We start from the raw sequence: 4759 nt of genomic DNA on the forward strand, positions 1-4759 counted from the left end.
TACGGTGGTCGCCAGCCTCATTCATAAGGGGCCCACCGTCAGTTACAGATACACCACACTAGTGGACGCAACCCCGCGAGGTCCCTACTTCAACCCAGGACTACTGCAAAAATGGGTAGGACGGGGAAAGATAGAGTTAAAACTCAACCTCTCTGCCCCAGCAACTTATCCGCTTAGGGATATTATTCGGAACCTACAGAACTGACATGGACCTCATAAAGACCAAGCCCGACCGGGATTCATTCACCTGGAATCAGGTACACAAAGTCGGAAGCAATCTGCGCAAAGGCACCCCGTACGACGAGGAGATACTTCTTCGATTCCTCGAGCACCAAGCCGTTCTCTGCGACGCTCTGATGGAAATAGCAACCAACACAGTCAGATGCCTAATTTATCCATTAAATGAACAAGAAGGATCGATCAGGCCTGACTCGGGCGATTATGTATTTGCCGCTAGGGTTAAGACATTCGGCACGCTTATAGAAAAACTTCGGAGGATGCCAACATATCCGCTGGAAAACATCTGGGACGTGTCAGGGCTTAGGTTTGACTGCGATTTAACCCTATCCGAGCAAACTAAGATAGCTGAACTTTTTAAGGAAGATTTTCTAAACGCCGGTGCAACCAAGGTCGAGATTAGTGACATGAGAGAGAATGCGCACTCCGGTTACCGAGCCATACATTTGCACCTTGTCACCCCTGCGGGGCGCGCTGAGTTTCAAATAAGAACAGCCATGCAGGCCCAATGGGCGAACCTCTACGAGGTCGCTGCTGATATCTACGGCAGGGACATTCGCTACCTGGAATTTGGTGCGAAACCGAACCCCGCGGCTCGCACGGAGATGGAACTTCTACATGAGGCTTCTGACACTGTCCATCAAGCGGAGAGAGTCGCTGATAGTGTCTTCATCCCCTTTAGCTCCACGAGGCGAGTCGGCCCACTGCATTCGGAAATTCGTCAGCTGAGGAGCCGTGCTTTTGGCATACTCGAAGATAGACTTTCGGAATTAGTTAAAGTACGGTCAGACATCGCGCAGAAAGGAAAGTGACAAGCTCCATGCCAGCATTCTTGATTGAATACCATCGCAAAAAGGGCACTGTCCGATGTGAAAAGTTCGATTCACTCTCCGCAGCTACGCGTGAACGATTGCGTTTAGACCGATCCAATAATGACCCGGATATGGAAATTGTGGCGGTTGCTAGCGCGAGTGAGGAAAACCTCCGCCAGTCACACTCCCGATATTTCTCCGGAGCGTAGCAGTCACGGGGAGCTGAATGGCCGCCTGATGGCCTATTAGGAGGCTCCTCGAAGCTCTTTATACCTGTGAAGCCTCGAGACTTTTTCGCAGCATGCCGGCTTTTTGTCTACGCTGGGTCTTTCAGTACTTGGCCACCTTCGAAAGGCTCGACAATGTCACTTCCGGCACCATCTCGTACCTCCTATGCCCTGGTTACGGGCGCTAGTCAGGGCATTGGAAAGGCGATGGCCCACGATTTCGCGGCAATGGGCTATAACGTCATCCTCGTTGCCCGGCGCGGCGAAATCTTGGAAGACATAGCCGCAGAACTTGAGCGCCGCCACCACATCGAGGCCATTGCCTTGCCCGCGGATTTGGCCACCGATGAGGGAGTCGAGGCAGTCATTGATGCCATCTCCTCCAAAGAAGTCTCCATCCTGGTCAATTCCGCCGGCATCGCCAGCTTCGGCCCCTTCATGGACCAAGACTGGGGCTACGAGTCCTCCCAATTCGCCCTGAACGGCACCGCCGTGCACCGCCTGACCCGCGCCGCGTTAAAACACATGCTCCCGCGGCGCACGGGCGCTATTTGCAATGTGGGCTCCACGGCCGGCAATATCCCCATTCCCAATAACGCGACCTACGTTTTTACCAAGGCCGGGGTGAATGCGTTTACGGAGGCGCTGCACTATGAGCTGAAGGGCTCTGGCATCAGCTGCACCTTGCTTGCTCCTGGTCCGGTGCGCGAGGCCACCATCGCCGAGGAAGACCAGACCATTGTGGATAAGGTCGTGCCCGATGCGCTGTGGACCACCTATGAGTCCTGTTCCAAAGAGACCATCGCGGCCATGCAAAAGGGCCAGCGACGCGTGGTCCCTGGCCCCTTATCAAAGGCGATGAACGTGGTCAGCAAGGTGCTGCCGACCCCGGTCATCGCGCCGCTTATCGGGCGTTTTTATTCCCAGATGGGTTAGCTTTCAGTATTCTTGCCGGCTGCTTGACTACCGGCCACTTGTGCCGCCGCGCGAGCATTTTTGCGGTCCACCCAGAAGTCCGCATTCTTGATGCCCACTGCTTCTGGGTCGAATTCCGGTTCCTTGCCCGCCTTCTTTTGCTTCTCGTAGTCCTTCAGGACCTTAAGCGCCGGAACCTGCAGGAAGAGGATAGCGATGATATTTAGCCATGCTGTGGTGCCGACACCGATATCGCCCAGCGCCCAAGCAGAGCCCGGAGTCGTGGTAGCGCCCACGATGACCGAAACGATGATGAGGATGCGCAGCGCCCACACCAGGCCGCGGCGGATTGGGCGGGACTTAACCCAACGGTTGAAGTAGGTCAGGTTGACCTCGGACATGTAGTAGTACGCCAGCACGGTGGTAAACGCGAAGAAGGCAATGGACACGGCGATAAACGTCGGGCCCCAGCCGGAAAAGACGCTATCGAGGCCGGATTGGACGAAGCCGGGGCCGACCGCGACGTCATCGGGAAGCGAGCCTTGGTAAACAACCTCGCCGTCCTCGGATTCGCCGCGGAAGACGGTGTACATATCCGTGGAGATGATCATGAACGCCGTAGCGGAGCAGACGAAGAGGGTGTCGATGTACACGGCGAAGGACTGCACGAAACCCTGCTTAGCCGGGTGGGAGACCTCAGCGGCGGCAGCAGACTGCGGGCCGGTACCCTGACCAGCCTCGTTGGAGTAAATACCGCGCTTAACGCCCCACATGATGGCCACGCCCAGCATGCCGGAGAACCCGGCCTCGAGGTTGAAGGCAGACTTAAAGATGAGGCCAAAGACCTCTGGAATCTGCGAGTAGTTAATGAGCATCACGACGATGGAGATGCCGATGTAGATCACGGCCATAAACGGCACGACCAGGGTGGCGAAGTTAGCGATGCGCTTGACGCCACCGATAATGATGATGGCCAAAATGCCGGCCAGGACTACCGCGGCCCAGGTGGAGTTAATACCCCACGCGGTATCGGCAGCCGCGGCCACAGCATTTGCCTGAATGCCCGGCAGGAAGTAGCTGGTCGCCAGAATCATGGCGATGGCAAAGAGGATGCCGTAGACCATCATGAATGGCGCGGCCTTGGTGTGCTTATACGCCTTTTCGATGTAGTAGGCCGGGCCACCGCGGTACTCGCCGGTGTCCTGGTCCTTTTCTTTATAAATCTGCGCCAGGGTGCACTCGATGAAGGAGGTGGACGAGCCCAAGAGGGCCACCGCCCACATCCAGAACACCGCACCAGGGCCACCGAAGGCAATGGCCGTGGACACGCCGGCGATATTACCCACGCCCACGCGGCCAGATAGCGAGACCATCAGCGATTGGAAGGAAGAAACACCGTCGTCGGATTTTTCGCCCTTAGAAATTTGTCGCAGCATATCTGGAATGCATCGGACCTGCAGGCCCCGCGTTACCACGGTGAAATAAACACCCGCACCCAAGCACAAAAAGACGAGGGCGGGCGACCAAATTATGGAATTGAGGGCATCGAGAAAGTTTGCCATCGAAAAACTCCTTAGTGATTCGCACCTCCCTTGTGAAGCACGATATAGAAAGTATGCCGTAAATCACTTCCCCGTGTCGGTAAAACGATAGGTAAATTTTTCTTTTCGCTTTATGGGATGCAGATCGGGGCGCGCGGAGGGCCCTGCCGGCCGGGGCTAGAATGGAACGCATGTCTTCTCCCGAAATCGCCGCAAAATATGATCGCCTCGTGTGGATCGACCTGGAAATGACCGGCCTCGACCCAGAACGCCACGTAATCGTCGAGGTGGCCGCCGTCATCACGGACGGCAATCTCAACATCCTTGGCAAGGGCATCGATCTTGTCGTCCACGCCACCGAAGAGGAACTATCCCAGATGGATTCCTTCGTCACCGAGATGCACGCGAACTCCGGCCTCGATAAGGAAATCCGCCAGTCCACCACGACCATCCGCGAGGCCGAGGACGCGGTACTAGCGCTTATTAATGAGCACTGCGAGCACCCCACTCCCCTAGCAGGCAATTCCATCGCCACCGACCGCACCTTCATCCGCGCCTATATGCCGCGGCTGGATGAGGCGCTGCATTACCGCATGATCGACGTCTCCACCATCAAGGAGCTCGCTCGGCGCTGGCACCCGCGGGCCTACTATAACCAGCCCGATAAGGGCATGGCCCACCGCGCGCTGCAAGACATCATCGAGTCCATCCGCGAGCTGGATTTTTATCGCCGCAGCGTCTTTCGCACCGACGAAGGCCCAACCTCCACCGAAGCCGAGGACCTCAAGGCCGAAACCACCGCCGATTACCAGGCGTTTTTGTAATTTACGCGGCGTGAGTTAACCTATATCTCGTTGCTTTCGCGCAACGATGGTGGCTGTAGTTCAGCTGGTAGAGCACCAGGTTGTGATCCTGGTTGTCGCGGGTTCGAGTCCCGTCAGCCACCCCAATGTCATGAGTCGCGACATGCTTGACAGGTCAGTCGCGACATCGTTGACAAACCGGCATCTCAGTCGTTTTTGTTCTG

The 4759-nt window shown here is 56.4% G+C and carries 4 protein-coding genes and 1 tRNA gene; 4 read left to right on the forward strand and 1 reads right to left on the reverse strand.

The annotated features are described in order from the left end of the window. Positions 1-206 precede the first annotated feature (206 nt). Positions 207-1049 (forward strand): RelA/SpoT-related domain-containing protein, encoded by an 843-nt coding sequence (locus ABRP64_RS11435; protein ID WP_284785842.1) that lies wholly within the window; start codon positions 207-209, stop codon positions 1047-1049. 362 nt (positions 1050-1411) lie between these two features. Continuing rightward, positions 1412-2212 carry a mycolate reductase gene (gene cmrA / locus ABRP64_RS11440; protein WP_284785843.1) on the forward strand — a complete coding sequence of 267 codons (801 nt, stop codon included), beginning with the start codon at positions 1412-1414 and terminating at the stop codon, positions 2210-2212. Here the strand turns inward: cmrA and ABRP64_RS11445 are convergent. Further along, positions 2209-3753, reverse strand: coding sequence for an alanine/glycine:cation symporter family protein (locus ABRP64_RS11445; protein ID WP_284785846.1), 1545 nt, complete (start codon positions 3751-3753; stop codon positions 2209-2211). The genes cmrA and ABRP64_RS11445 overlap by 4 nt on opposite strands. A 161-nt stretch (positions 3754-3914) precedes the next feature. Here ABRP64_RS11445 and orn point away from each other — a divergent pair, with 161 nt between their 5' ends. Both orn and ABRP64_RS11455 read left to right on the forward strand, forming a co-directional pair. Next, positions 3915-4556, forward strand: a complete 642-nt coding sequence (orn, locus tag ABRP64_RS11450) for an oligoribonuclease (protein WP_284785848.1) — start codon at positions 3915-3917, stop codon at positions 4554-4556. A 49-nt stretch (positions 4557-4605) separates the two neighbouring features. Then, positions 4606-4681, forward strand: a tRNA-His gene (locus tag ABRP64_RS11455). Positions 4682-4759 lie beyond the last annotated feature (78 nt).

The sequence above is a fragment of the Corynebacterium sp. KPL4015 genome, from assembly GCF_040225725.1.
Taxonomy (GTDB): Bacteria; Actinomycetota; Actinomycetes; order Mycobacteriales; family Mycobacteriaceae; genus Corynebacterium; species Corynebacterium rhinophilum.